Consider the following 23,283-nt stretch of genomic DNA (forward strand, 5'->3'; position numbering starts at 1 on the left):
AAACGTATCAATGGGCAGAAATAAACGATGATTATAAAGAGTTTAATTTCAATTTTGAATCTCTCACTAAAATAAGGAGTCAGTTGCCAGTAGAGAAACACTACAATCTCCACGATTACTAATTCTTACATATCAACATTTTTCACCATTTGTATCATACTAACAACACGGAGGGATGTATATGGAAGAACAACTACAACAAACGATCAAGGAATTGGAAGTTTCTTTAAAAGAGCTTGAAAATGCCCATTCGGAAAATGTTTTGGTTCAACATTACATTCAGGAAGAGAAGAAGGAGATCCAAAATCTGCTGGAAAAGTTTAATGGAGGCTCATTTACAGATTTAAAAGGATATGAAGAACTTATTTCTTATTTTTGGATCGACAGCGGAAAAAATAATGTGCGTGACTGGACACAGTTCACGAAAAAGTCGCTTTATTAGTTTTTTAGGCTGTGCAGGGGATCAACGAACAAATGGTGCTGCGTATGGATAAGTGTGTCTTTCTCGCCGTGATTATGCTAAAATGCTTAAGTAATCATTTTGATTGGAGACGGAGGCTACCCGTATGTTTTATTATCTGATTGCTTTGATTGTAGTAGCATTGGATCAGCTGACAAAGTGGCTGATTGTGCGGAATATGACAGAAGGACAGAGCATCACCGTGATAGAAGATTTATTCTATATCACTTCCCATAGGAACCAGGGAGCTGCCTGGGGCATTCTGCAAGGCCAGATGTGGTTCTTCTATATAATCACAATCGCAGTCATTATAGGTATTGTTTATTATCTTGAAAAGCAGGCAAAAGGAGATAAACTGTTCAGCATAAGTCTTGCATTGCTGCTTGGCGGTGCCATTGGAAATTTTATTGACAGGCTATTTAGAAAAGAGGTCGTGGACTTTCTGAATACATATATCTTTCAATACGATTTCCCAATTTTCAATATTGCTGATGCTGCTCTGACATTCGGTGTTGGTTTATTGATCATCAATATGCTGCTGGAAGAGCGAAGAGAAAAGAAGGAGAAATTATATGGAAACAATGGAACATATCGTTCGTGAAGAAGAGAAAAGTGTAAGACTGGACAAAGTACTGACACAGCTGGAAGAGAAGTGGTCCAGGTCACAGGTTCAGCAATGGATCAAAGATGGAAATGTAAAAGTGAATGGCTCTCAAGTGAAGACAAACTATAAATGTGCCATCGAGGACAAGATCATCATTTCCATTCCTGAACCGGAGGAACTGGATGTGGTCCCTGAGAACATGGATCTTGATATTTACTTTGAAGATGCCGATGTCATTGTTGTTAACAAGCCAAGAGGAATGGTTGTCCATCCCGCTCCCGGCCATCCGTCGGGAACATTGGTGAATGGTCTGATGGCACATTGCAAGGACCTTTCAGGTATTAATGGTGTCTTAAGGCCCGGCATCGTCCATCGGATAGATAAGGATACATCAGGGCTTCTAATGGTTGCCAAAAATGATTTGGCCCATGAAAAGCTCGTGGAACAACTCGTGAACAAGACGGTAACAAGAAAATACAAGGCGATTGTTCATGGTATCATTCCTCATGACCATGGAACAATTGATGCACCTCTGGGCAGGGATCCAAAGGACCGTCAAAATATGGCGGTTGTGGATTCAGGAAGAGATGCGGTCACACATTTCAATGTTCTCGAAAGGTTTACAGATTTTACTTACGTAGAGTGTAAATTGGAGACCGGCAGGACACACCAGATCCGTGTTCATATGAAATATATAGGCTATCCGCTGGCAGGAGACCCTAAGTATGGTCCGAGGAAAACACTGGACTTGGGCGGACAGGCATTGCATGCAGCCGTCCTTGGCTTCATCCATCCCCGTACTGGAGAATACCTGGAGTTTGAAGCGGAACCGCCTGAAGTATTTCGACACACTCTGCAAAAATTGCAAAATAATCGTTGACAACGATGCTCTAAGCCCTTATGATTGATATAACCGAATAAGGAAACCTTTAATACAGTCCCGTGAGGCTGAGAAGGAACTTTTCATGAAATTACACTACAGGAGTGCAGTGTAATAATTTCTAACGATAAGTATGCCCTCTCACTATAGCGGTGAGAGGGATTTTTTATTGAAAAGTGTTATTAAAACGTTTCCGGGCAATATTAAGGACGAGGTGATGACATTGGCTCAAAAGACAGTTGTTCTGGATCAGCCGGCAATCAGAAGGGCACTTACCAGAATCGCTCATGAAATCATTGAGCGGAATAAGGGGATACAGGACTGTGTCCTGGTAGGGATCAAGACCAGAGGAATTCATTTAGCGAAGAGACTCGCAAACCGCATCGAGGAAATAGAAGGTGCCAAAATGCCGGTAGGAGAAATTGATATTACTCTCTACAGGGATGATTTAACAGTCAAAACCGCGAATGAAGAACCGGAAGTGAAAGGTTCTGACCTTCCAGTGGATGTTACCGATAAAAAAGTGATATTGATCGATGACGTGCTTTTCACAGGAAGAACGGTAAGAGCAGCACTGGATGCCTTGATGGATGTAGGAAGGCCGAGCAATATTCAATTGGCTGTCCTTGTTGATCGCGGACACAGAGAACTTCCGATCCGGGCCGACTTTGTAGGTAAGAACATACCAACTTCCAGTTCAGAGAAAATTGTTGTCGAACTGACTGAAGTTGATGACGAAGATCAAGTTACGATACATGACAATTAAACAGCTTTCCTTTTAAAGACAGTCCAGAGAGGCTGGCAAAGGAATCTCAATAGAGTTTCACAGCATGTGAACCTTATTGCAGAACCCTCTTTGCGCCCTCTTGCAGAGAGGTTTTTTTTATAGGAGTCGGCAGAAATGAATAGAGGAGGAAACAACATGGCAAATAACAACGAAGCAGTATTAGATGTAAGAGACGTACCGAAGGCAGGACAATGGCTTACGCTCAGTTTACAGCACTTATTCGCAATGTTTGGGGCGACGGTACTGGTACCGTACCTGGTAGACCTGAGTCCGGCAGTTGCGTTAGTATCAAGCGGTCTGGGAACTCTGGCGTACCTATTGATTACAAGGGGAAGAATTCCAGCATATCTGGGATCGTCATTCGCTTTCATAGCTCCGATCATATCAGCTAAAACGGTCGGAGGACCTGAGGCAGCCATGATGGGAAGTTTCTTAGCAGGTTTGGTCTATGGAATTGTGGCACTGTTGATAGCAAAGCTGGGCCTAAAATGGCTGATGAGGATATTACCTCCTATCGTCGTAGGGCCGGTTATCATGGTGATCGGATTGGGATTAGCAGGAACTGCCGTTAACATGGCTATGTACGAAAATCCTGGTGCAGCAGAATTGGTTTACAGCAACACGCATTTTATGGTGGCACTGGCTACTCTGTCCATCACGGTCATCGGATCGATGTTCTTCCGCGGATTTCTTGGACTCATTCCTATTCTTGCAGGTATTGTCGGAGGATATATGATCGCATTCTTTGCCGGAATTGTAGATTTATCGGGAGTGAAAGCAGCTCCTTGGCTCCAAATGCCTGACTTTATCATACCTTTTGTAAACTATACACCTTCATTCTCTTGGGAAGTAGCAATGATTATGGTGCCGGTAGCCATTGTAACACTCGCAGAACATACCGGGGACCAAATGGTTTTAAGTAAGGTAGCTGGAAAAAACTTTTTGAAACAGCCTGGCCTTCACCGCTCAATTCTAGGTGACGGTGTGGCAACGATTATCGCATCTTTCCTTGGAGGACCTCCTAATACCACTTATGGAGAGAACATTGGAGTCCTGGCCATCACGAGAGTATTCAGCGTGTTTGTCATCGGTGGGGCGGCAGTCATTGCCATCGCATTCGGATTCATAGGCAAAATTACGGCGTTGATCGAATCGATTCCAACGGCTGTAATGGGCGGGGTATCCATCCTGCTGTTCGGTATCATCGCATCAAGCGGACTTCGTATGCTGATTGACAACAAAATTGATTTAGGAAAAAAACGAAATTTGATTATCTCTTCAGTCATCCTGGTGATCGGAGTCGGTGGTGCCTTTGTAGAAATCACTGAGAATCTGTCCCTTTCCGGAATGGCTCTGGCAGCCATCGTCGGTGTAGTCTTGAACTTGGTATTGCCTGGGCAGGATCCTGTTGATGAAAATGAAATGTTTGAAGGATTAAATGAAGAAAATTAAATAGAATACTAGACACCTTTTAAGAGAGGTCCAGAGAGGCTTAGAAGGGTGTTTGGAGGAAACGCGGGGATACTTGTACCATTTTTAGGGACAGGTGTACCTTTGTGGACTCAAAACACCCTGACAAAAGAAGGTCAGGGTGTTTTTTATTACCTATACTCTGCATATACAGGAGGTCAATTCATGAAGCACTTGTTAACAATGGCAGATCTTCAGCCGGCTGAAATAGAAGAGATTTTGTCAACGGCAGAAGGATTTAAAAATGGGGAACAATGGACTCCGGTGACTTCTCGATACATAGCAAATTTATTCTTTGAAAACAGTACACGAACGAAGTGCAGCTTTGAAATGGCGGAGAGGAAGCTTGGATTGCAGGTCATCCCATTCGAGATTGGGACCTCAAGTGTATCCAAGGGGGAAACACTGTATGACACAGTAAAAACCCTTGAAGCAATCGGAATTGATGCAGTTGTTATCCGGCATGAAAAAGATCGCTACTTTGATGATTTGATAGATCACGTGTCCATCCCGATCTTGAATGGCGGAGACGGTTGCGGTAACCATCCGACACAATGCTTGCTGGATCTTTTGACCATCAAAGAGGAGTTTGGTTCATTTCAGGGATTGAAGGTGAGCATCATCGGAGACATTACGCACAGCAGAGTAGCACGCTCAAATGCAGAAGCTTTAAAAAAACTGGGGGCTGAAGTTTATTTCTCAGGTCCGACCGAATGGTTCCCTCAGGACTTGGTGGAAAGCGGCCAGTACCTACCTGTGGATGAAGCAGTGAAAACCGGGGATGCGGTAATGCTGCTGCGAGTCCAGCATGAAAGGCATGAAAGTACTTCAACACTGACGAAGGAAGAGTACCATCAGCAATTTGGTTTGACGGCAGAAAGAGCTGCGCAGATGAAAGAACACGGCATCATCATGCATCCTGCCCCAGTGAATCGAGGCGTTGAAATAGCCGATGTTCTCGTCGAAAGCAAAAAATCCAGGATCTTCAGGCAGATGGAAAATGGAGTGTTTGTCAGAATGGCAGTCTTAAAGAGAGCACTTGATTACCGAGGAGGAAAATAATATGACAACTATCATAAAAAACGCAAAATGGCTAGAAGAAAGCGGAACAATCTCAATAAAAGATGTAAAGATAGTCGAAAAATATATTGCCGAAATCGGTGAAAATCTATCAGAGGAAAATGCGGAAATTTTCGATGCAGAAGGGCTTCTACTCCTGCCGGGATTTGTTGACCTTCATGTGCACCTTCGTGAACCTGGCGGAGAAAAGAAGGAGACCATTGAAACAGGAACAAAAGCTGCTGCAAGAGGCGGCTTTACGACAATAGCAGCAATGCCGAACACAAGGCCGGTACCAGATGATGTGGAAACACTGCAATGGCTGAATGAAAGAATCACTGAAACAGGCAAGGTCAGAGTGCTTCCATATGCTTCTATAACAGAAAGGCAATTGGGAAAAAACCTTACTGACTTTCCTGCCCTAAAGGAATCAGGTGCCTTCGCTTTTACCGATGATGGAGTAGGAGTGCAAGAGGCCGGTAAAATGTATGAGGCCATGAAAGCGGCAGCGGCGGTCAACATGGTGATTGTTGCACACTGTGAAGATAACAGTCTGATTTATGGCGGAGCTGTTCATGAAGGGAAATTTTCAAAAGAGAATGGATTTAAAGGAATTCCTTCCATCTGTGAGTCTGTACAAATTGCGAGAGATGTCTTGCTTGCTGAAGCAGCAGACTGTCACTATCATGTCTGCCACATCAGCACAAAAGAATCTGTCAGAGTTGTAAGGGATGCAAAAAAGGCAGGAATAAAAGTGACAGCAGAAGTGACACCGCACCATTTGCTCCTGACAGAGGACGACATACCTGGAGACGATGCAAACTATAAGATGAATCCTCCTCTAAGAAGCAGAGAAGACCGGGATGCACTGATTGAAGGCCTGCTGGATGGCACAATCGATTTCATTGCAACCGATCATGCCCCTCATACTGCAGAAGAAAAATCAGAAGGCATCGCGCTTGCTCCATTTGGAATTGTAGGGCTTGAAACAGCTTTTCCGCTGCTTTATACAAACTTTGTGGAAAAAGAAATTTTCACTCTGAACCAGCTGGTCGATTGGATGACCAAAAAACCATCTCAAACCTTCAAACTACCGTATGGCACTTTAGAGATTGGAAGTTTAGCAGATATCACATTGGTTGACTTAACAGAAACAAGAGAAATCAATCCGGAAACATTCTTGTCAAAAGGAAGAAACACACCATTTGGCGGCTGGGTATGCAAAGGGTGGCCAAAAGCGACATTCGCAGAAGGAACTCTAACTTGGAAGGAAGGCGAACAATGATGAAAAGGCAGTTAATTCTTGATGATGGTACGGTTTTTACAGGCGAAGGGTTTGGAGCAGAAACAAGCTCCGTGGGCGAGGTAGTTTTTAACACAGGCATGACAGGATATCAGGAAATCTTGTCAGATCCGTCTTATTGCGGCCAGATAATAACGCTGACATACCCGCTAATCGGAAATTATGGAATCAACCGTGATGACTTTGAATCTATTTCACCAGCAATCAAAGGCTTTATCGTAAGGGAAGAAGCTGACTTTCCTTCCAACTGGAGAAGTGAAAGTACATTGAACGACCTTCTTAAAGCGAAAGGAATCCCGGGATTAGCCGAAATTGATACAAGAATGCTGACGAGAAAGATCAGAGAACACGGCACGATGAAAGGTATGATCTGTTCAATTGAAGTGGACAAAGAAGAGGTTCTACATAAAATAAGAGCTACTGAACTTCCAACAAATCAGGTGAAGCAGGTTTCAACCAAGACAGCCTATCCAAGCCCAGGCAGAGGTTTCCGGGTGGTATTGGTCGATTTCGGGATGAAACATGGAATTCTAAGAGAACTCAATAAAAGGGATTGTGACGTCATTGTGGTTCCATATAACACAACGGCAGAAGAAATCCAGGCACTGAACCCCGACGGAATCATGCTTTCGAACGGACCTGGAGATCCAAAAGATGTTCCTGAAGCAATAGAGATGATTAATGAAACTCTTGGAAAGATTCCTTTGTTCGGGATCTGCCTTGGACACCAGTTGTTTGCACTTGCTAGTGGAGGAGACACATTCAAGATGAAGTTTGGGCACCGGGGTTCCAACCACCCGGTAAAAGACCTTGCAACAGGAAAAGTGGCTATCACCTCACAGAACCACGGATATTCTGTAGATGAAGATTCATTAATAGAAACACGACTGGAAGTAACTCATATCGGATTGAATGATGGAACAATAGAAGGATTGAAACATCTTGATCTGCCGGCATTCACCGTTCAGTATCACCCTGAAGCTTCACCGGGACCGGAAGATGCCAACGGACTATTCGATCAATTCATGACAATGATGGAAGCGGAAAAGAGAAAGGAGATTTCACATGCCTAAACGTACAGATATCAAAACCATCCTCGTAATAGGAAGCGGCCCGATCGTCATCGGGCAGGCAGCTGAATTTGACTATGCAGGAACGCAAGCTTGTATCGCCCTGAAAGAGGAGGGCTACAAAGTCATCCTTGTTAACTCTAATCCAGCGACAATCATGACAGACAGTGAAATCGCCGATAAGGTATACATTGAGCCAATAACTTTGGAATTTGTGAGCAGAATTATCCGGAAAGAACGGCCTGATGCCCTTCTTCCTACCCTTGGAGGCCAGACTGGTTTAAACATGGCAGTAGAGCTGGCGAATGCAGGTGTCCTTGATGAATGCAATGTTGAAATCCTTGGGACAAAGTTATCAGCAATCGAACAGGCTGAAGACCGTGACCTTTTCCGCAAACTGATGAATGAACTGAACGAACCGGTACCGAAAAGTGAAATCATACGCTCAGTAGATGAAGCTTTCCAATTTGTTGAAGAAGTAGGGTATCCAGTGATTGTCCGTCCTGCCTATACGCTTGGAGGAACAGGCGGGGGAATTTGCCACAACCGTGAAGAGTTGATTGAAATCGTCAGCAGCGGGCTCAAATACAGCCCTGTGACACAATGCCTGCTTGAGAAAAGCATTGCCGGCTTCAAAGAAATTGAATATGAAGTCATGCGTGACAGCAATGACAGCGCTATTGTTGTGTGTAATATGGAAAACTTTGATCCAGTCGGAATCCATACCGGTGATTCAATTGTTGTGGCGCCAAGCCAAACATTGAGTGACAGGGAATATCAGATGTTAAGGAACTGCTCGCTGAAAATTATCCGTGCTTTGGGAATTGAAGGTGGCTGTAACGTACAGCTGGCCCTTGATCCCGACAGCTTCCAGTATTACATCATTGAAGTGAATCCGCGTGTAAGCCGCTCTTCAGCGCTTGCTTCAAAAGCAACCGGCTATCCGATCGCCAAGCTTGCGGCGAAGATTGCAGTAGGTTTGAATCTTGATGAAATGATGAACCCTGTAACAGGAAAAACGTATGCGAGTTTCGAGCCTGCACTTGACTATATTGTTTCCAAGATCCCGCGCTGGCCGTTTGATAAATTTGAATCAGCAAAAAGAAATCTTGGAACACAGATGAAGGCAACAGGTGAAGTCATGGCGATCGGCCGTACTTTTGAAGAATCAATCCTGAAAGCGGTCCGTTCACTGGAGAGCAACGTGTATCACCTGGAACTGGAAGATGCAGCTGGTTTTGATGATGCTCTTATAGAAAAACGTATCAGAAAAGCTGGGGATGAAAGGCTCTTCTATATCGGGGAAGCCCTGCGCCGTGGTGTAACAATTAATACCATCCATGATTGGAGCAAAATTGATTTATTCTTCCTTCATAAGTTGAAGAAAATTGTAGACTTTGAAGCTGAACTTGCTGATGCGCCTTTTAACAAAGAGCTTGCATATAAAGCAAAGAGAATGGGCTTTGCCGATATTACACTGGCCAAGTTATGGAATGCAGCAGAAAAGCAGGTCTACGACTGGAGAAAAGAACAGGAACTGATCCCGGTTTACAAAATGGTCGATACATGTGCCGCCGAGTTTGAATCTGAAACTCCATACTTCTACGGAACATACGAAAGAGAAAATGAATCAATCGTTACTTCAAAAAAGAGTGTGGTCGTACTTGGATCAGGCCCGATACGAATCGGCCAGGGCGTAGAGTTTGACTACGCCACAGTGCACTCCGTATGGGCGATTAAAGAAGCGGGTTATGAAGCAATCATCGTTAATAATAATCCAGAAACGGTTTCAACGGACTTCAGTATTTCCGACAAGCTCTATTTCGAACCGTTGACAATTGAAGATGTCATGCACATTATCGATCTGGAAAAGCCTGAAGGTGTGGTCGTTCAATTCGGCGGCCAGACGGCGATTAACCTGGCAGCTCAATTAGTGGAGAGGGGCGTCAGAATCCTGGGCACATCTTTGGAGGACTTGGATCGTGCGGAGAACAGGGATAAATTTGAATACACACTTCAAAGTCTCGGTATTCCTCAGCCGGAAGGCAAAACAGCCGTTACAGTTGAAGGTGCTGTGGAGATTGCTGATTCCATCGGATATCCGGTGTTGGTCCGCCCGTCATATGTCCTTGGAGGCCGTGCGATGGAAATCGTGTACGAACAAAGCGAACTGCTTCAGTACATGAAGAATGCCGTTAAGGTGAACCCTGAACATCCCGTGTTGATTGACCGCTACTTAATCGGAAAAGAAATTGAAGTTGACGCGATATCGGATGGAAAAGGTGTTGTCATTCCAGGCATCATGGAACATATCGAGAGAGCGGGTGTTCATTCGGGGGACTCTATTGCAGTATACCCGCCACAGCAGCTGACACGGGATCAGAAAGAGAGAATCATAGAGTATACAACGAAGCTTGCCAGGGGATTGAATATCATAGGATTGCTGAATATACAGTATGTCATCAGCAAAAACGAGGTGTATGTCCTTGAAGTCAATCCGCGTTCCAGCCGTACCGTACCATTCCTAAGCAAGATCACAGGTGTACCTATGGCAAACCTGGCGACAAAAGTGATTCTGGGCCGCACTTTGGAAGAAATGGGCTATCAGTCCGGATTGGTACCAGAGAAACAAGGGGTCTATGTCAAAGTTCCTGTGTTCTCCTTCGCGAAACTTCGCAGAGTGGACATAGTCTCCCCCCTTATAATGGACATATAAGTTATCATGAAGATACGACAAATATGCATTTATGGGGGAAATAATAATGCCTAAAAAACCAAGTTCACATACAAGTGTCGAAGTTAAACTAGAAGCTGTAAAAAATGTCTTGGAGAATCATCAACCTGTAGCTGTAGTGGCAGAGGAGATGGGATTGCACAGAGACACAGTAAATAGATGGGTGAACAAGTTCAAAGAAAATGGGAAAGAGGGTTTGATGAACTCCCGTTCTATTACTAACTCAGCGTCTTCCAAGGATTTAAAAAGAATTCGCGAATTGGAGAAGAAACTTAAGGAAAAGGAACAAGAGAATGAAATCCTAAAAAAGTTCCAGGCCTTTCTCAAAGAGAACGAATAAGCAAGAAATTTGAAGCTATTTCTGCATTGAGAAAGGAATACCCAGTTATACTTTTATGCCGCGTACTTAAGGTGTCACCTAGTGGTTATTATGCCTACCTTAAGCGACCAAAGCGTTCTGCATCCTCAGAAGAAAAAGAGACATTAAAAGCAATTAAGAAAGTATATCGAGCCGAGAAAGGGACTTATGGATCTAAACGAATTTCAAAAGTTTTGAAGGCCAAGGGGCAAATTGTTAACCATAAAAGAGTAGCTAGGCTAATGAAGGAAGCCAATTTAAAGGCAGTGGTGAGACTGCCAAAGACAAATGAAGAATCGAAGGGGAAGTCAACTGGTACGGTATATCCGAACCTTCTTGAAAGAGACTTTGAGGCTCAACATCCAAACCAAAAGTGGGTAACTGATATGACTGAAGTCATCCACAGAGGTGAAAAGCTATATATTTCAGCCCTTATGGATTTGTTTAACCGAGAAATTATCGCCTTTAAAATAGGGTTAAGTCCAAACAAACAATTGATTGAAGATACTATCAAAGCTGCCAAAAAGAAAAGAAAGCTAAAGAACCTTGAAGGCGTTCTTATTCACAGTGATCAAGGAAGTGTATACCGTTCTCTTATGTACCGAAGCTTGAAGAAAGAGTTTAAATTCACCCCTAGTATGTCCCGGAAGGGTAACTGTTGGGATAATGCCGTTATAGAAAGCTTTTTCTCTCAGCTGAAGACTGAATTCCCTTGTTTCTATCCTGTAAATAAAGATTCAAATATACTTCAAATAAATTTATTAAAGTATATTAAGCGATACAACGAGAAACGAATCCACAGTAAAATTGGATTCGTTTCTCCAAAACAGTTCCTTAAAGACTATCTAAAAACGGCTTGATGTGTCGTATTTTTAAATGTCCACTTATTGGGGGTTGATTCAACATCACTCTCGGACCGGAAATGAAATCCACCGGGGAAGTGATGGGGAAAGATTTAACGCTTGAAAAAGCTCTTTATAAAGGGATCGTGGCTGCTGGAATGCAGATGAAAGAGTATGGTTCCGTCCTGCTGACCGTTGCAGATAAAGATAAGGACGAAGCGATCGGCCTGGCCAAGAGGTTTGTAAACATAGGCTATCAAATCCTTGCCACTAAAGGGACAGCAGACGTGCTAAGAACAGCAGATATTCCTGTAAAGGAAGTTGATAAAATTGGTTCTGAGGGTCCGACACTTCTTGATGTCATTCAAAGCGGGGAAACGCAGCTGGTCATCAATACACTGACAAAGGGCAAACAGCCGCAGAGAGACGGATTCAGGATCCGCCGGGAATCAGTAGAAAATGGAATCCCGTGCTTGACTTCGCTGGATACGGCTGAAGCAATCCTTAAAGTCTTTGAATCTATGACCTTCTCAGCAGAAGCGATGGAAGGGGCGGAAAAAAATCAAGAGGCGGTACTTCTATGATCAAAAAAGATCTCATGCAGATCATTTCAAATGAAGAAATTGCTGAAAATATATTCAAGATGGTTTTATCTGGAGATCTTGTCTCCGAACTAAATGAACCAGGACAATTCCTTCACTTCAAAACAGGCACAGGGGTGGAGCCGCTCCTGCGCCGCCCTATAAGCATTGCCGAGATAGATAAGGAGAATAACAGCCTAACAGTCATCTATCGTGCGGAAGGCAAAGGGACAAAACTTTTATCAGGGGAAAAACAGGGAGCTTATGCAGATGTTCTGGGGCCTCTCGGCAACGGATTTCCGATCCATTGGGAAGATGAGGGAAAGACAGCCCTGTTAGTAGGAGGTGGTATCGGAGTCCCGCCCCTCTATGAGCTGTCAAAACAGCTGGTCAGCAAAGGAATCAATGTCATTCACGTCCTTGGTTTTCAAAATCAATCAGCTGCTTTTTATGAAAAGGAATTTTCAAAACTGGGTCCGACTTATATTGCTACAGTAGATGGTTCTCTTGGAACAAAAGGATTTGTAACAGATGTCATTAAGGAAAAAGGGTTAGAATTCGACCTCTTCTATTCCTGCGGCCCGAAAGCCATGCTTGCAGCACTCAGCACTTCTTATGGAGAAAGCAAAGGATATATCTCCTTGGAAGAACGGATGGGCTGCGGTATTGGCGCCTGCTTTGCCTGCGTTTGTGAAAAGGCAGTGAATGATGGAGAGAAAAATTATGTGAAGATATGTAGTGACGGTCCAGTATTTCCAGTAGGGGTGGTGAAGTTATGAATAAATTGAAGATAGAATTGCCGGGTTTAAACTTGAAGAATCCAGTTATGCCGGCCTCTGGCTGCTTTGGATTCGGAAAAGAGTTTGCGGACTTGTATGACTTGAGTATGCTCGGAGCTATCATGATCAAGGCGACCACCCTTGACACAAGGTTTGGAAATCCTACACCTCGTGTTGCTGAAACGTCTGCAGGAATGCTGAATGCCATCGGTCTTCAGAATCCAGGTCTACATAAGGTGATGACAGAGGAACTGCCTTGGCTCGAAAAATATGATGTTCCCATTATTGCAAATGTAGCCGGTTCGCAGACGGAAGATTATGTGCAGGTAGCTGAGACAATCTCGACTGCCCCCAATGTGAGCGCGCTCGAACTCAATATCTCCTGTCCCAATGTCAAAACAGGTGGAATTGCTTTTGGAACCGTTCCTGAAATCGCAAAGGAACTGACGAAGAAAGTAAAGGCAGTCTCTTCAGTCCCTGTGTATGTAAAACTTTCCCCTAATGTTGCGAACATTGTGGAGATGGCAAAAGCGGTGGAAGACGGGGGAGCAGACGGCCTCACGATGATCAATACATTGATCGGCATGAGAATCGATACAAAGACAGGGAAACCTGTCATTGCAAATGTTACCGGCGGATTATCCGGTCCTGCCATCAAACCGGTCAGCATCCGCATGATCTATGAAGTCAGCCAGAGGGTCAATATCCCGATCATCGGAATGGGCGGTATTCAGACAGTGGATGACATCATTGAATATTTTTATGCTGGAGCAAGTGCGGTGGCAGTCGGCACGGCTAACTTTGTAGATCCGTTCATCTGCCCGGACCTCATCAGCGGACTTAAGGAAAGACTGGATGAAATGAACGTTGATCATATATCCGAACTGACAGGAAGGAGCTGGAGAAGCCATGGAGCGAATGCCTATAGTCGCGCTTGATTTTTCAACATGGGACATCAGCAGAACTTTTTTAGAAAGCTTTGATAAACCACTTTTCGTTAAAGTGGGAATGGAGCTTTATCTGCAAAATGGCCCGCAAATCCTGGAAGAATTGAAATTGATGAATCACCGGATATTCCTGGATTTAAAGCTCCATGATATCCCGAATACGGTTGGCCAAGCAATGAAGGGATTGGCACAACTGGAAGTCGATCTGATCAATGTCCATGCAGCTGGCGGAATAAAGATGATGGAGCGAGCGATGGAGGGATTAGTTCAGGGGACGCCGGCAGGAAAAGTAAGGCCCAGGCTGATATCTGTTACGCAGCTGACCTCCACTTCTGAAGACCAAATGAAACGCGAACAGCTCATTAAGGTTCCTTTGATGGAATCGGTTCTCCACTATGCGAAAATCACCAGGGAAGCGGGCCTTGACGGAGTGGTTTGTTCTCCTCATGAAGCTTCCGCAATCAGGGATGCCTGCGGTGAGGACTTCTTGAGGGTGACACCAGGCATACGGTTGAAAGGTGACGCCGCAAATGACCAAACCAGAATAGCTTCACCTTCTGAAGCCCGTGTGCTGGGATCTTCTGCCATAGTGGTCGGGAGAAGCATCACAGCAGCAGAGAATCCTGAAGCAGCATACAGAATAGTAAAATCGGAATGGGAGGGGCAAGCATGAAAAAAGAAATTGCACAACAATTAATGAATATTGAAGCAGTATTTTTGAAGCCTAATGACCCGTTTACTTGGTCGTCAGGATTAAAATCTCCTATCTATTGTGATAACCGGCTGACTATATCTTTTCCGGAAGTGCGAAACATGATTGCAGAAGGCATCGCAGAAAATATCAAGAATCATTTTCCAGATGCAGCACTCATTGCCGGTACAGCGACAGCCGGCATCCCACACGCAGCATGGGTCAGCGACCGTCTTAATCTGCCGATGTGCTATGTCCGTTCCAAACCGAAAGCACACGGCAAAGGAAGTCAGATTGAAGGGAAAATCCTCAAAGGGCAAAAGGTTGTCGTCGTGGAAGACTTAATCTCCACTGGGGGGAGCTGCATAGCAGCCGTCAATGCGTTAAGAGAAGCAGGCTGTGAGGTATTGGGCGTAGCCGCCATCTTTACATACGAACTGCAAAAGGGCATCGAGAGGCTGGAAGAAGCGAACATCAAAGCTATATCACTGTCCGACTATACTGCACTCCTGGAAACAGCGCACGAAAATCAGTATATTGATGAAAAAGATGTAGCAGCATTGAAAAGCTGGAGAGAAGACCCAGAGAAATGGGAAGCATAATATAGAAGGTTTCAGCGGGCATCTTTAGTATGCTCGTTTTTGTTTTGTATTGGCGGAAAAAAGAAGTGTTCATATTGAAAAAAAGCTCTCAGGATTATAGATTTTTTACTGGAATGACAAATTTTCCTGTGAGAAGGGCATGTATTTCATAGATTGGAAGTGGTGTTTCACTCTATGAAATAGAATTGCACCATTTTTGATAACAATTGCGTCTAACTTTAGTTTTTTGCGGCTGCCTGCAATTAATTGCGTCTACTATCGAATTATTGCTTCTAATTTCAATTAATTGCGTCAAACCAACATATGCTCCATTGAGCCAACAGATCATTTTAGGAACAAAAAAAGAAGCCCCTTACTAAAAGAGGCTATTTTACATTTTATTCCTTTTTCATAGCTCGAACAGTATTAAGGCTTGGAGTCGTATAAACGGTCTGCTGTCCGTCATAAGTGACAAAACCAGGTTTGGCGCCCTTCGGCTTTTTCACATTTTTTACAAGGGTGAAGTCGACAGGAACGGAACTGGACTCACGTGCCTTACTGAAATACGCGGCTAATACCGCGGCTTCTTTAATTGTCTCCTCTGAAGGATTCTTGCTTTTGATGACAACATGGGAGCCGGGAATATCTTTCGTGTGCAGCCAGATTTCCTCTTTGCCGGCCAGTTTATTGGTGAGATAATCATTCTGTTTATTGTTTTTGCCGACTAGAATGGTTGTCCCATCGTTCGATAAATAGGTTTCCAGCTGAGGCTTCTCGTTAATCTTCTTTTTCTTTTTCTCATTCTTGGCTTTGATGTATCCTTCTTCTGCAAGCTCTTCACGGATCTCCAGGATATCTTTTGGTGAAGCAGATTCAAGCTGCTGCAGCAATTGCTCCATATACTGAATTTCTTCCTTCGCCTTTTCAATTTGCTCCTGCACAATCTTTATGGCTGTCTTGGCTTTTGTATATTTAGAAAAATAGGCCTGGGCATTTTCAGAAGGCGTCTTCCTTGTGTCCAGTGCAATCTTGACGGTACCGCCTTCCTCATCATAGTAATTGATGACCTCGATTTCACTCATGCCTCTTTCAACTGCATAAAGATTGGCTGTCAGCAATTCTCCATACAATTGAAAGATATCTGCATTTTCAGCGTCCTTCAGGGTTTTCTCGAGTTTCAAGATTTTACTTTGGTTTTTATCCCGCTCGTTCTTGATCAATCGTTCAAGGTCATTCCCCTGCTGTTTCACTCGGTCTCTTTCCGCTTTTTGATGGAAATAACGGTCGAGCAATTCGCTTAAACTGGAATAATGGATATGTTCTCCTTCAAGGTGCTGCAGGTCTAACAAGTAGAAGGTTTCCTTATTTGATTGAATCAGGGTAGGCTGATAATGGCCCTGTTTAACAGGCTCCAGCAGTTCCAGCAGCGCATCCGGCAAGCTGTTGCGATTTGCCAGACCGGCTCTGTGTACGGCCTCCTTCGCAAATAGCGGAGAAGTCCCCGAGAAAGCTCCGACGATCTGTTTATCCAGCTTTCCGCTGTTAAAATCAATGGCTCTCAGAATATCATCCCTATCTGCTTCCAGCGGATTTTTCTTCTCCTGAGGTGGAGGGAATTTGTATTCCTGTCCAGGCAGCACGGTTCTGTAGCTGTTGATGGAAGGCGGGATATGTTTAATGGAGTCGAGTATCATGTTCCTGCTTTTATCCACAATGATGATGTTGCTGTGCCTTCCCATGATTTCAATGATCAACTGTTTATACGAAATGTCCCCGATTTCATTCCGCCCTTTAATTTCAAAGATGATGATTCGGTCGACTTCCTTTTGATAAACATCCTCAATGATATACCCTTCAAGATGTTTTCTTAAGAGCATACAAAACATCGGAGGGACTGAAGGGTTTTCGTAACTTTGGGAAGTCAGCTGGGCACGTGCATAGCTGGGGTGGGCTGAGAGCAGCAGTTTGTGGTTTTTCCCCTGTGATCTGACTATTAAAATGACTTCATTTTTATACGGCTGGTGAATTTTATTGATCCGTCCGCCGTTTAATCTATCGCCAAGCTCTTCGGTCATGGCTTTTGTAAATAATCCATCGAATGACATTAGCTTACATCCTCTTCTGTGATTGATATTATTAAAAAAATTTGAACTCTAATTTTGTATTGAAATGCACTTGTGACTTATCACAAGAATGGAGACCAAAATCTAATAGTCGCTGGGCGTCGCTGGAACAATTTGGTTTATAACACCGTTCCTGAGATTTTTATACCTTCTCTTAAGGCACTTTTGACGGATTTTGCACGCTGATTTCATAGACTCGCTCTATAAATACCCAAAATTCGTTTGGAGTTATGAAAGAGTTGTTGTTTTTTGATGATTGAAGTGGAAGGTGTGCGACCTCCTGCGGGATTAGCGGTACGTCTAGTTCCAGCGCCCAGCCCCTCGGGGTCAAATAACCCTGAGAGAATAAAAGGAAAGATCGCCTTTTTTTCTCTCAGGAACATTTGCCTGTCGGGACTGATCAGGGCGCTTCCACTTTTGATGACAGGTGAGACCCCCGCAGGCGCAGCCGAGGAGGCTCACCGCCCGCCCCGCGGAGTCGCGCACCTGGAACGTAAATCATCCCGCGGAAACACCAGTTAAAAATATGAAGGCCCCCTAAATCTATACGTCGCTGAACGGCCGGTTCCACTTTTTATGAATCCAGTTCCAAGGCCCCACCGGCGTACGAACTTCCGGCTTCCTCCTTGCGATAAGTCATCATCGAATCGCTGCGCTCTTCGTGTTTCCTTTATCTCATGCGGAAGCCTTCCAGTTCGTACGCCGCTGAGCGGGGCCTTTCCACTTTTTATCAATCTAGTTCCAGCGGCCAGCGACTAGCAGATTTCGGTCTCTCTCCTTGCGATAAGTCATCATCAACTCACTTCGTTCGTTGTGATTCCTTTATCTCATGCAAGAGCCCTAAAATCTGTACGTCGCTGAACGGCCGCTTCCACTTTTTATATAATCATATCATTTTTTGGGACGAGTCTGAATAATAATGCTGTGAGAGGTGAACTTTCGGATATTAAATGGGAGAGTGAGTTGGTTGAATGAGATACCATGAGATGCGGCAGGAAGATATAGAAAAAACGGTCAATACTGACTTTGCCAATGGTCTTGCAGAAGACGAAGTAAAGAAGAGACGAAAGCAGTTTGGATTTAATGAACTAAAGGAAGCAGAGAAGCAGTCTGCTTTATTGTTATTTTTTAGTCAATTCAAAGATTTTATGGTGATTGTGTTATTGGCAGCCACCTTGATATCAGGTCTGCTGGGAGAATATATTGATGCGATTGCCATTATCGCTATTGTTTTGATCAATGGATTTCTTGGCTTCTTTCAAGAGAGAAAGGCTGAGAAATCACTGCATGCATTAAAAGAACTTTCTGCCCCTCAGGTGAATGTCCTGAGGGATGGGAATTGGGTAAAGGTTCCTTCCAAGGATGTTGTCCCTGGAGATATCATTAAGTTTCTCAGTGGGGACCGTATAGGTGCGGATGTAAGATTGATTACTGTCAATAACCTTGAAATAGAGGAATCAGCTTTGACAGGAGAGTCGGTTCCCGTAACTAAACGAACCGGGGAGATACAAGGTGAGAATATCAATCTTGGTGATTTAGAGAACATGGCTTTCATGGGCACGATGGTGACAAGAGGAAACGGTATCGGTGTTGTTACGGCAATAGGAATGCAAACGGCAATGGGGAAAATCGCCGATTTGATCCAAACAGCAGAGACGATGACAACTCCTCTTCAACGAAGGCTGGAGCAGCTTGGAAAGATATTGATCACTGTCGCTTTGTTTCTTACCGCGCTTGTTGTGGGAATCGGGGTCATTCAGGGTCATGATATGTATACAATGTTCCTCGCCGGTGTCTCATTGGCGGTGGCAGCTATACCAGAAGGGCTGCCGGCAATTGTGACAGTGGCGCTTTCCTTGGGAGTTCAAAGAATGATCAGGAGAAATGCAATTGTCAGGAAACTCCCGGCAGTCGAAACCTTGGGGTGTGCTTCTGTTATCTGTTCAGATAAAACTGGTACACTGACACAGAATAAGATGACGGTCACACACTTGTGGAGCGGTGGCAGTACCTGGACGGTAAGCGGAACGGGTTACGATCCCGAGGGCAGCTTTTACCACAGGGAAGAAAGGGTGAGCCCGTCTTCGGAAAAATCATTAAATCAATTGCTGACATTTGGAATGCTATGCAACAATGCGAAAATTAAGTTAAAGGATGAGGAATACATCCTTGATGGAGATCCGACGGAAGGTGCTCTGCTCGTTGCTGCATTGAAAGCAGGATTGCAGAAGGAAGCCTTGCTCGGGAAGTTCACGATAGAAAAGGAGTTTCCGTTTGATTCTACTAGAAAAATGATGAGTATCGTTGTGAAAGATCAACAAGGGAAACGATTTATTGTAACAAAGGGTGCCCCTGATGTTCTTGTTAATATCAGTGAGTCCATTCTCTGGAATGAAAAGCTTCAATATCGAACCAAGGAATTTACTGAAAAAGTACAGGGAGCGATCCATGAATTGGCGTCCAACGCGTTAAGAACGATTGCGATCGCTTATGCACCTTGGACTTTGCCTTCATTGCCCAAAACTGAAGAAGAGGCTGAAAAGGGACTGACCTTTATCGGCCTTCAGGGAATGATCGATCCGCCGAGGGCTGAAGTGAAACAAGCTGTGAAAGAATGCAGGCAGGCCGGCATCAAGACAGTAATGATCACAGGAGATCATGTAGTTACCGCAAAAGCGATTGCCAGGGATCTAGGGATCTTAAGAGGACAGGATAAAGTGCTCGAAGGGGCGGACTTGAACACGATGGAAGTGGCGGATCTGGAGGAAGTAGTTGAAAAAGTTTCCGTGTTTGCCCGGGTATCACCTGAACACAAGCTGAAAATAGTCAAGGCTTTTCAAAATCGCGGGCATGTGGTCGCCATGACAGGAGATGGTATCAATGATGCACCTGCCATCAAAGCTGCGGATATAGGGGTGGCGATGGGGATCACTGGTACGGATGTTGCCAAAGAAGCTTCGTCACTGGTCCTGTTGGATGATAACTTTGCAACCATCAAGTCGGCAATCAACGAGGGAAGAAATATCTATGAAAATATACGGAAGTTTATTCGTTACCTCCTTGCTTCCAATGTCGGTGAGATTCTTGTCATGCTTTTTGCCATGCTTCTGGCACTGCCGCTCCCGTTGGTACCCATTCAAATATTATGGGTGAACCTGGTGACGGATGGATTGCCGGCCATGGCCCTTGGGCTTGATAAACCGGAAGAAGATGTCATGAAGCGGAATCCAAGACACCCTAAAGAAGGGGTATTTGCCAGGGGTCTCGGGTGGAAGGTTGTGTCACGCGGGTTTTTGATTGGCCTTTCGACTCTTGCTGCCTTTATTCTCGCATATAAACAGCATCCGGATCACTTGGCTTATGCACAGACAGTGGCTTTTGCTACGCTGGTCATGGCACAGTTGATTCATGTATTTGACTGCCGAAGCGAGAAATCAGTTTTTGCCCGCAACCCGTTTGGGAATATGTATCTTGTATGGGCTGTGTTATCCTCACTTCTGCTCATGATACTGGTCATTTATTTGCCAGGTCTGCAGCCAATATTCCATACGGTGTCAATCGAGCTTAAAGACTGGCTTCTGATAGCAGGAATGAGTGCGTTGCCGACGTTTTTACTGGCTGGATCATTTTTTGCAGGAAAAAAACGCTAAGATATGATATAATCCTTTAGGTAGTAGAGTGCTTACTCTATTACCTTTTTTATTAGGCTGTTTCCTTCAATACTTTTCTTACTGGGAAAGAGCGCCGAACAGAATGTTTCAGCCATCCATTTGGCTGATAGAATCACTAAAAGATAAACTTAATGCATAAAAGCTGTACGATTGGATGTGACTGTGAATGGTTGTGAGCATGACCGGCTTCGGAAGGGCAACAGTGGAGTCGGAACAACATGTGGTTACGGTCGAGGTGAAATCGGTGAATCACCGGTTTTGCGAATTAACTATCCGCACACCAAAGCAACTGGTAAAAATTGAAGATAAATTAAAGAAAAAAATGTCTGAATACATAAAGCGTGGGAAAGTCGACGCCTTCATAACGATTACAGGAGAAGGGCTTGTCCACCGAAACCTGAAGGTCGATTGGCAGCTTGCCGAGGACTATTTCAGGACACTTCAAACTTTAAAGGAGAAGTTCGCTCTGGAAACAGATATTGCGATGCAAGATCTGCTGAAGGACGCTGAGTTTATCTCTATAGAAGAAACAGAGGAAGAAAATGAACAGGTTCAACACCTAGTTGAAAAAGCTTTTATTAAGGCGCTTGCTGACCTTACAGCAATGAGAAAGGCTGAGGGGGCAAAGCTTCAAGAAGACCTCCTTTCTCATATCAACTTATTCAGGGATACATTATCATCCATAAAGGAGCATGTTCCCGCTGTTCTCAAACAATACCGGGCAAGGCTGGAGAGAAAGATCAAGGATTTGGCCGGTGAAAATGCAGATGAATCACGAATCTTGACTGAAATCGCCATTTTCGCTGATAAGAGCGATATATCAGAGGAAATCACGAGGTTGGAAAGTCATTTGACTCAATTCACTGCTTCTATCAAGCTGGGGGTACCGATTGGCCGCAAGCTTGATTTCATTATCCAGGAAATGAACAGGGAAGTGAATACAATCGGCTCTAAAGCCAATGATGCAGCGATTGCTGAATTTGTTGTGGAGATGAAAACCTGCCTGGAGAAAATGAGAGAACAAGTGCAAAATGTTGAATAATTTGATTATTTATTGAATGATAAGGTCAAAATAGACTATTGATTGGAGGAGCATTATGTCTATAAAGCTCATTAACATAGGATTTGGTAATATAGTATCAGCAAATCGAATCATCTCAATTGTCAGTCCTGAGTCTGCACCGATTAAAAGGCTGATACAGGATGCAAGGGACCGCGGGACTCTTGTGGATGCAACGTATGGAAGAAGGACAAGAGCGGTGATCATCACTGACAGTGACCATGTGATCTTATCCGCTGTCCAGCCGGAAACGGTTGCCGCCCGCTTAACGGATAAAGATGATATTGCTGAAGAAGGGCAGGGTAAATAATGAAAGAAAAAGGATTGCTTATTGTACTTTCCGGCCCGTCGGGAGTGGGAAAAGGTACAGTACGTAAAGAAATATTCTCTCAGGAGGATACTCAATTTGAGTATTCCATTTCTATGACGACCCGTCTTCCGAGAGAGGGAGAAGTAGATGGGGTAGATTACTTTTTCAAAACACGCGAAGAGTTTGAAAGCCTCATTGAACAGGGGAAACTACTGGAATATGCTGAATTTGTCGGCAACTATTATGGTACTCCAGAAGATTATGTCCGTGAGACGATCAATAATGGAAAAGATGTTTTCCTCGAAATAGAGGTACAAGGTGCAAAACAAATCAGGGAGAAGTTTCCTGAAGGGTTGTTTATATTCCTGGCTCCTCCAAGTTTGACAGAACTTCAAAACAGAATTACGACAAGGGGAACTGAAACAGAGGAACTCATCTTAAACCGGATGACGACAGCACGGAAAGAAATAGAATTGATGGACTTATATGATTATGTAGTGGAAAATGATAAAGTAGAAAATGCTACTGAAAAAATAAAGTCAATTGTACAGGCTGAACATTGCCGGATTGAGCGTGTAAAACAGCGTTACCAAAAAATGTTGGAGGTAGATTAAATGTTAAACCCATCCATAGACTCTTTAATGAAAAAGATCGATTCTAAATATTCACTGGTGAGCATCGCTTCAAAACGCGCAAGAGGCTTACAGGAAGATGGAAGCTTTATGCTTAATAAGTATGTCTCTGAAAAGTATGTAGGAAAAGCGCTTGAAGAGATTGAAGCAGGCAAGCTTTCAATGAAGGAAAGAGAAGTTGGAGCTGTTTATTCAGACGAATAATAAGCGAGCCAATGAGAAATGAAGCTGTTTTTATGAGGGACTGACACCTTTAGGTATTTTTATATCTTTGGGGTCAGCCCCTTATTTTCTTTTTATGGGAAAATCCTTCATAATAGAATATGAATAATGGGCACCGA

21 protein-coding genes and 1 pseudogene are annotated in these 23,283 nt (G+C 44.0%); 21 read left to right on the forward strand and 1 reads right to left on the reverse strand.

What is annotated here, in order from left to right; genetic code table 11:
* Nucleotides 1-181: 181 nt before the first annotated feature.
* The 16 genes and pseudogenes from BSG1_RS12030 to pyrE all read left to right on the forward strand — a co-directional run bounded on the left by BSG1_RS12030 (nucleotide 182) and on the right by pyrE (nucleotide 15,167).
* Entirely contained in the window at nucleotides 182-442 is a 261-nt protein-coding gene (locus BSG1_RS12030) for a hypothetical protein (protein ID WP_044022819.1), read from the forward strand.
* 124 nt (nucleotides 443-566) lie between these two features.
* Nucleotides 567-1,061, forward strand: coding sequence for a signal peptidase II (gene lspA / locus BSG1_RS12035; RefSeq protein ID WP_006837320.1), 495 nt, complete (start codon nucleotides 567-569; stop codon nucleotides 1,059-1,061).
* Nucleotides 1,033-1,944, forward strand: coding sequence for an RluA family pseudouridine synthase (locus BSG1_RS12040; RefSeq protein ID WP_006837321.1), 912 nt, complete (start codon nucleotides 1,033-1,035; stop codon nucleotides 1,942-1,944). The genes lspA and BSG1_RS12040 overlap by 29 nt, the downstream gene beginning before the upstream one ends.
* A gap of 223 nt (nucleotides 1,945-2,167) precedes the next feature.
* Nucleotides 2,168-2,710 (forward strand): bifunctional pyr operon transcriptional regulator/uracil phosphoribosyltransferase PyrR, encoded by a 543-nt coding sequence (pyrR, locus tag BSG1_RS12045; protein ID WP_006837322.1) that lies wholly within the window; start codon nucleotides 2,168-2,170, stop codon nucleotides 2,708-2,710.
* A 156-nt stretch (nucleotides 2,711-2,866) separates the two neighbouring features.
* The gene (locus BSG1_RS12050) at nucleotides 2,867-4,183 is read left to right on the forward strand and encodes a solute carrier family 23 protein (protein WP_044022820.1); all 1,317 of its coding nucleotides are present in this window, start codon (nucleotides 2,867-2,869) and stop codon (nucleotides 4,181-4,183) included.
* Nucleotides 4,184-4,366: 183 nt separating this feature from the next.
* Nucleotides 4,367-5,263, forward strand: a complete 897-nt coding sequence (locus BSG1_RS12055; RefSeq protein ID WP_044022821.1) for an aspartate carbamoyltransferase catalytic subunit — start codon at nucleotides 4,367-4,369, stop codon at nucleotides 5,261-5,263.
* Between the two features lies 1 nt (nucleotide 5,264).
* On the forward strand, nucleotides 5,265-6,545 hold the full coding sequence (locus BSG1_RS12060; protein WP_044022822.1) for a dihydroorotase: 1,281 nt from the start codon (nucleotides 5,265-5,267) through the stop codon (nucleotides 6,543-6,545).
* Nucleotides 6,542-7,636: a carbamoyl phosphate synthase small subunit gene (locus BSG1_RS12065; RefSeq protein WP_006837326.1), complete on the forward strand. Its 1,095-nt coding sequence runs from the start codon at nucleotides 6,542-6,544 to the stop codon at nucleotides 7,634-7,636. Before BSG1_RS12060 ends, BSG1_RS12065 begins: the two co-directional genes overlap by 4 nt.
* The gene (gene carB / locus BSG1_RS12070; protein WP_006837327.1) at nucleotides 7,629-10,349 is read left to right on the forward strand and encodes a carbamoyl-phosphate synthase large subunit; all 2,721 of its coding nucleotides are present in this window, start codon (nucleotides 7,629-7,631) and stop codon (nucleotides 10,347-10,349) included. Before BSG1_RS12065 ends, carB begins: the two co-directional genes overlap by 8 nt.
* A gap of 46 nt (nucleotides 10,350-10,395) precedes the next feature.
* The gene (locus BSG1_RS12075) at nucleotides 10,396-10,707 is read left to right on the forward strand and encodes a helix-turn-helix domain-containing protein (RefSeq protein WP_198008218.1); all 312 of its coding nucleotides are present in this window, start codon (nucleotides 10,396-10,398) and stop codon (nucleotides 10,705-10,707) included.
* 26 nt (nucleotides 10,708-10,733) lie between these two features.
* Nucleotides 10,734-11,585: an IS3 family transposase gene (locus tag BSG1_RS12080; protein ID WP_006836612.1), complete on the forward strand. Its 852-nt coding sequence runs from the start codon at nucleotides 10,734-10,736 to the stop codon at nucleotides 11,583-11,585.
* A gap of 41 nt (nucleotides 11,586-11,626) precedes the next feature.
* A pseudogene (locus tag BSG1_RS12085) lies at nucleotides 11,627-12,151 on the forward strand (carbamoyl-phosphate synthase large subunit); the annotation flags it as partial.
* Nucleotides 12,148-12,927, forward strand: coding sequence for a dihydroorotate dehydrogenase electron transfer subunit (locus tag BSG1_RS12090; protein ID WP_006837330.1), 780 nt, complete (start codon nucleotides 12,148-12,150; stop codon nucleotides 12,925-12,927). The pseudogene BSG1_RS12085 and the gene BSG1_RS12090, both read left to right, overlap by 4 nt.
* On the forward strand, nucleotides 12,924-13,865 hold the full coding sequence (locus tag BSG1_RS12095; RefSeq protein ID WP_006837331.1) for a dihydroorotate dehydrogenase: 942 nt from the start codon (nucleotides 12,924-12,926) through the stop codon (nucleotides 13,863-13,865). The genes BSG1_RS12090 and BSG1_RS12095 overlap by 4 nt, the downstream gene beginning before the upstream one ends.
* Nucleotides 13,837-14,547: an orotidine-5'-phosphate decarboxylase gene (pyrF, locus tag BSG1_RS12100; protein WP_044022823.1), complete on the forward strand. Its 711-nt coding sequence runs from the start codon at nucleotides 13,837-13,839 to the stop codon at nucleotides 14,545-14,547. The genes BSG1_RS12095 and pyrF overlap by 29 nt, the downstream gene beginning before the upstream one ends.
* On the forward strand, nucleotides 14,544-15,167 hold the full coding sequence (gene pyrE, locus BSG1_RS12105; RefSeq protein WP_044022824.1) for an orotate phosphoribosyltransferase: 624 nt from the start codon (nucleotides 14,544-14,546) through the stop codon (nucleotides 15,165-15,167). Before pyrF ends, pyrE begins: the two co-directional genes overlap by 4 nt.
* A gap of 377 nt (nucleotides 15,168-15,544) precedes the next feature.
* On the opposite strand, the gene BSG1_RS12110 is transcribed toward pyrE, so the two are convergent.
* Nucleotides 15,545-17,251, reverse strand: a complete 1,707-nt coding sequence (locus BSG1_RS12110) for an Rqc2 family fibronectin-binding protein (RefSeq protein ID WP_006837334.1) — start codon at nucleotides 17,249-17,251, stop codon at nucleotides 15,545-15,547.
* A gap of 989 nt (nucleotides 17,252-18,240) precedes the next feature.
* On the opposite strand from BSG1_RS12110, the gene BSG1_RS12120 reads away from it, so the two are divergent.
* The 5 genes from BSG1_RS12120 (at nucleotide 18,241) to rpoZ (ending at nucleotide 23,146) form a co-directional block, all read left to right on the forward strand.
* A complete protein-coding gene (locus BSG1_RS12120; protein WP_006837336.1) occupies nucleotides 18,241-20,919 on the forward strand; it encodes a calcium-translocating P-type ATPase, SERCA-type in 2,679 nt (892 codons plus the stop codon).
* A gap of 187 nt (nucleotides 20,920-21,106) precedes the next feature.
* Nucleotides 21,107-21,982, forward strand: coding sequence for a YicC/YloC family endoribonuclease (locus BSG1_RS12125; RefSeq protein ID WP_006837337.1), 876 nt, complete (start codon nucleotides 21,107-21,109; stop codon nucleotides 21,980-21,982).
* Between the two features lie 55 nt (nucleotides 21,983-22,037).
* Nucleotides 22,038-22,310 carry an extracellular matrix/biofilm regulator RemA gene (gene remA, locus BSG1_RS12130; protein WP_006837338.1) on the forward strand — a complete coding sequence of 91 codons (273 nt, stop codon included), beginning with the start codon at nucleotides 22,038-22,040 and terminating at the stop codon, nucleotides 22,308-22,310.
* Complete coding sequence (gene gmk, locus BSG1_RS12135) at nucleotides 22,310-22,924, forward strand: guanylate kinase (protein ID WP_006837339.1); 615 nt, start codon at nucleotides 22,310-22,312, stop codon at nucleotides 22,922-22,924. The genes remA and gmk overlap by 1 nt, the downstream gene beginning before the upstream one ends.
* Nucleotides 22,925-23,146 (forward strand): DNA-directed RNA polymerase subunit omega, encoded by a 222-nt coding sequence (rpoZ, locus tag BSG1_RS12140; protein WP_006837340.1) that lies wholly within the window; start codon nucleotides 22,925-22,927, stop codon nucleotides 23,144-23,146.
* Nucleotides 23,147-23,283 lie beyond the last annotated feature (137 nt).

It is taken from the genome of Bacillus sp. SG-1 (genome assembly GCF_000181495.1).
Classification (GTDB): Bacteria; Bacillota; Bacilli; order Bacillales; family Bacillaceae_B; genus Rossellomorea.

Coding starts and splice junctions, on each gene's coding strand:
- BSG1_RS12030 (WP_044022819.1), top strand. CDS start 182: ATGGAAGAACAACTACAACAAACGATCAAGGAATTGGAAGTTTCTTTA.
- lspA (WP_006837320.1), top strand. CDS start 567: ATGTTTTATTATCTGATTGCTTTGATTGTAGTAGCATTGGATCAGCTG.
- BSG1_RS12040 (WP_006837321.1), top strand. CDS start 1,033: ATGGAAACAATGGAACATATCGTTCGTGAAGAAGAGAAAAGTGTAAGA.
- BSG1_RS12050 (WP_044022820.1), top strand. CDS start 2,867: ATGGCAAATAACAACGAAGCAGTATTAGATGTAAGAGACGTACCGAAG.
- BSG1_RS12055 (WP_044022821.1), top strand. CDS start 4,367: ATGAAGCACTTGTTAACAATGGCAGATCTTCAGCCGGCTGAAATAGAA.
- BSG1_RS12060 (WP_044022822.1), top strand. CDS start 5,265: ATGACAACTATCATAAAAAACGCAAAATGGCTAGAAGAAAGCGGAACA.
- BSG1_RS12065 (WP_006837326.1), top strand. CDS start 6,542: ATGATGAAAAGGCAGTTAATTCTTGATGATGGTACGGTTTTTACAGGC.
- carB (WP_006837327.1), top strand. CDS start 7,629: ATGCCTAAACGTACAGATATCAAAACCATCCTCGTAATAGGAAGCGGC.
- BSG1_RS12075 (WP_198008218.1), top strand. CDS start 10,396: ATGCCTAAAAAACCAAGTTCACATACAAGTGTCGAAGTTAAACTAGAA.
- BSG1_RS12090 (WP_006837330.1), top strand. CDS start 12,148: ATGATCAAAAAAGATCTCATGCAGATCATTTCAAATGAAGAAATTGCT.
- BSG1_RS12095 (WP_006837331.1), top strand. CDS start 12,924: ATGAATAAATTGAAGATAGAATTGCCGGGTTTAAACTTGAAGAATCCA.
- pyrF (WP_044022823.1), top strand. CDS start 13,837: ATGGAGCGAATGCCTATAGTCGCGCTTGATTTTTCAACATGGGACATC.
- pyrE (WP_044022824.1), top strand. CDS start 14,544: ATGAAAAAAGAAATTGCACAACAATTAATGAATATTGAAGCAGTATTT.
- BSG1_RS12110 (WP_006837334.1), bottom strand. CDS start 17,251: ATGTCATTCGATGGATTATTTACAAAAGCCATGACCGAAGAGCTTGGC.
- BSG1_RS12120 (WP_006837336.1), top strand. CDS start 18,241: ATGAGATACCATGAGATGCGGCAGGAAGATATAGAAAAAACGGTCAAT.
- BSG1_RS12125 (WP_006837337.1), top strand. CDS start 21,107: ATGGTTGTGAGCATGACCGGCTTCGGAAGGGCAACAGTGGAGTCGGAA.
- remA (WP_006837338.1), top strand. CDS start 22,038: ATGTCTATAAAGCTCATTAACATAGGATTTGGTAATATAGTATCAGCA.
- gmk (WP_006837339.1), top strand. CDS start 22,310: ATGAAAGAAAAAGGATTGCTTATTGTACTTTCCGGCCCGTCGGGAGTG.
- rpoZ (WP_006837340.1), top strand. CDS start 22,925: ATGTTAAACCCATCCATAGACTCTTTAATGAAAAAGATCGATTCTAAA.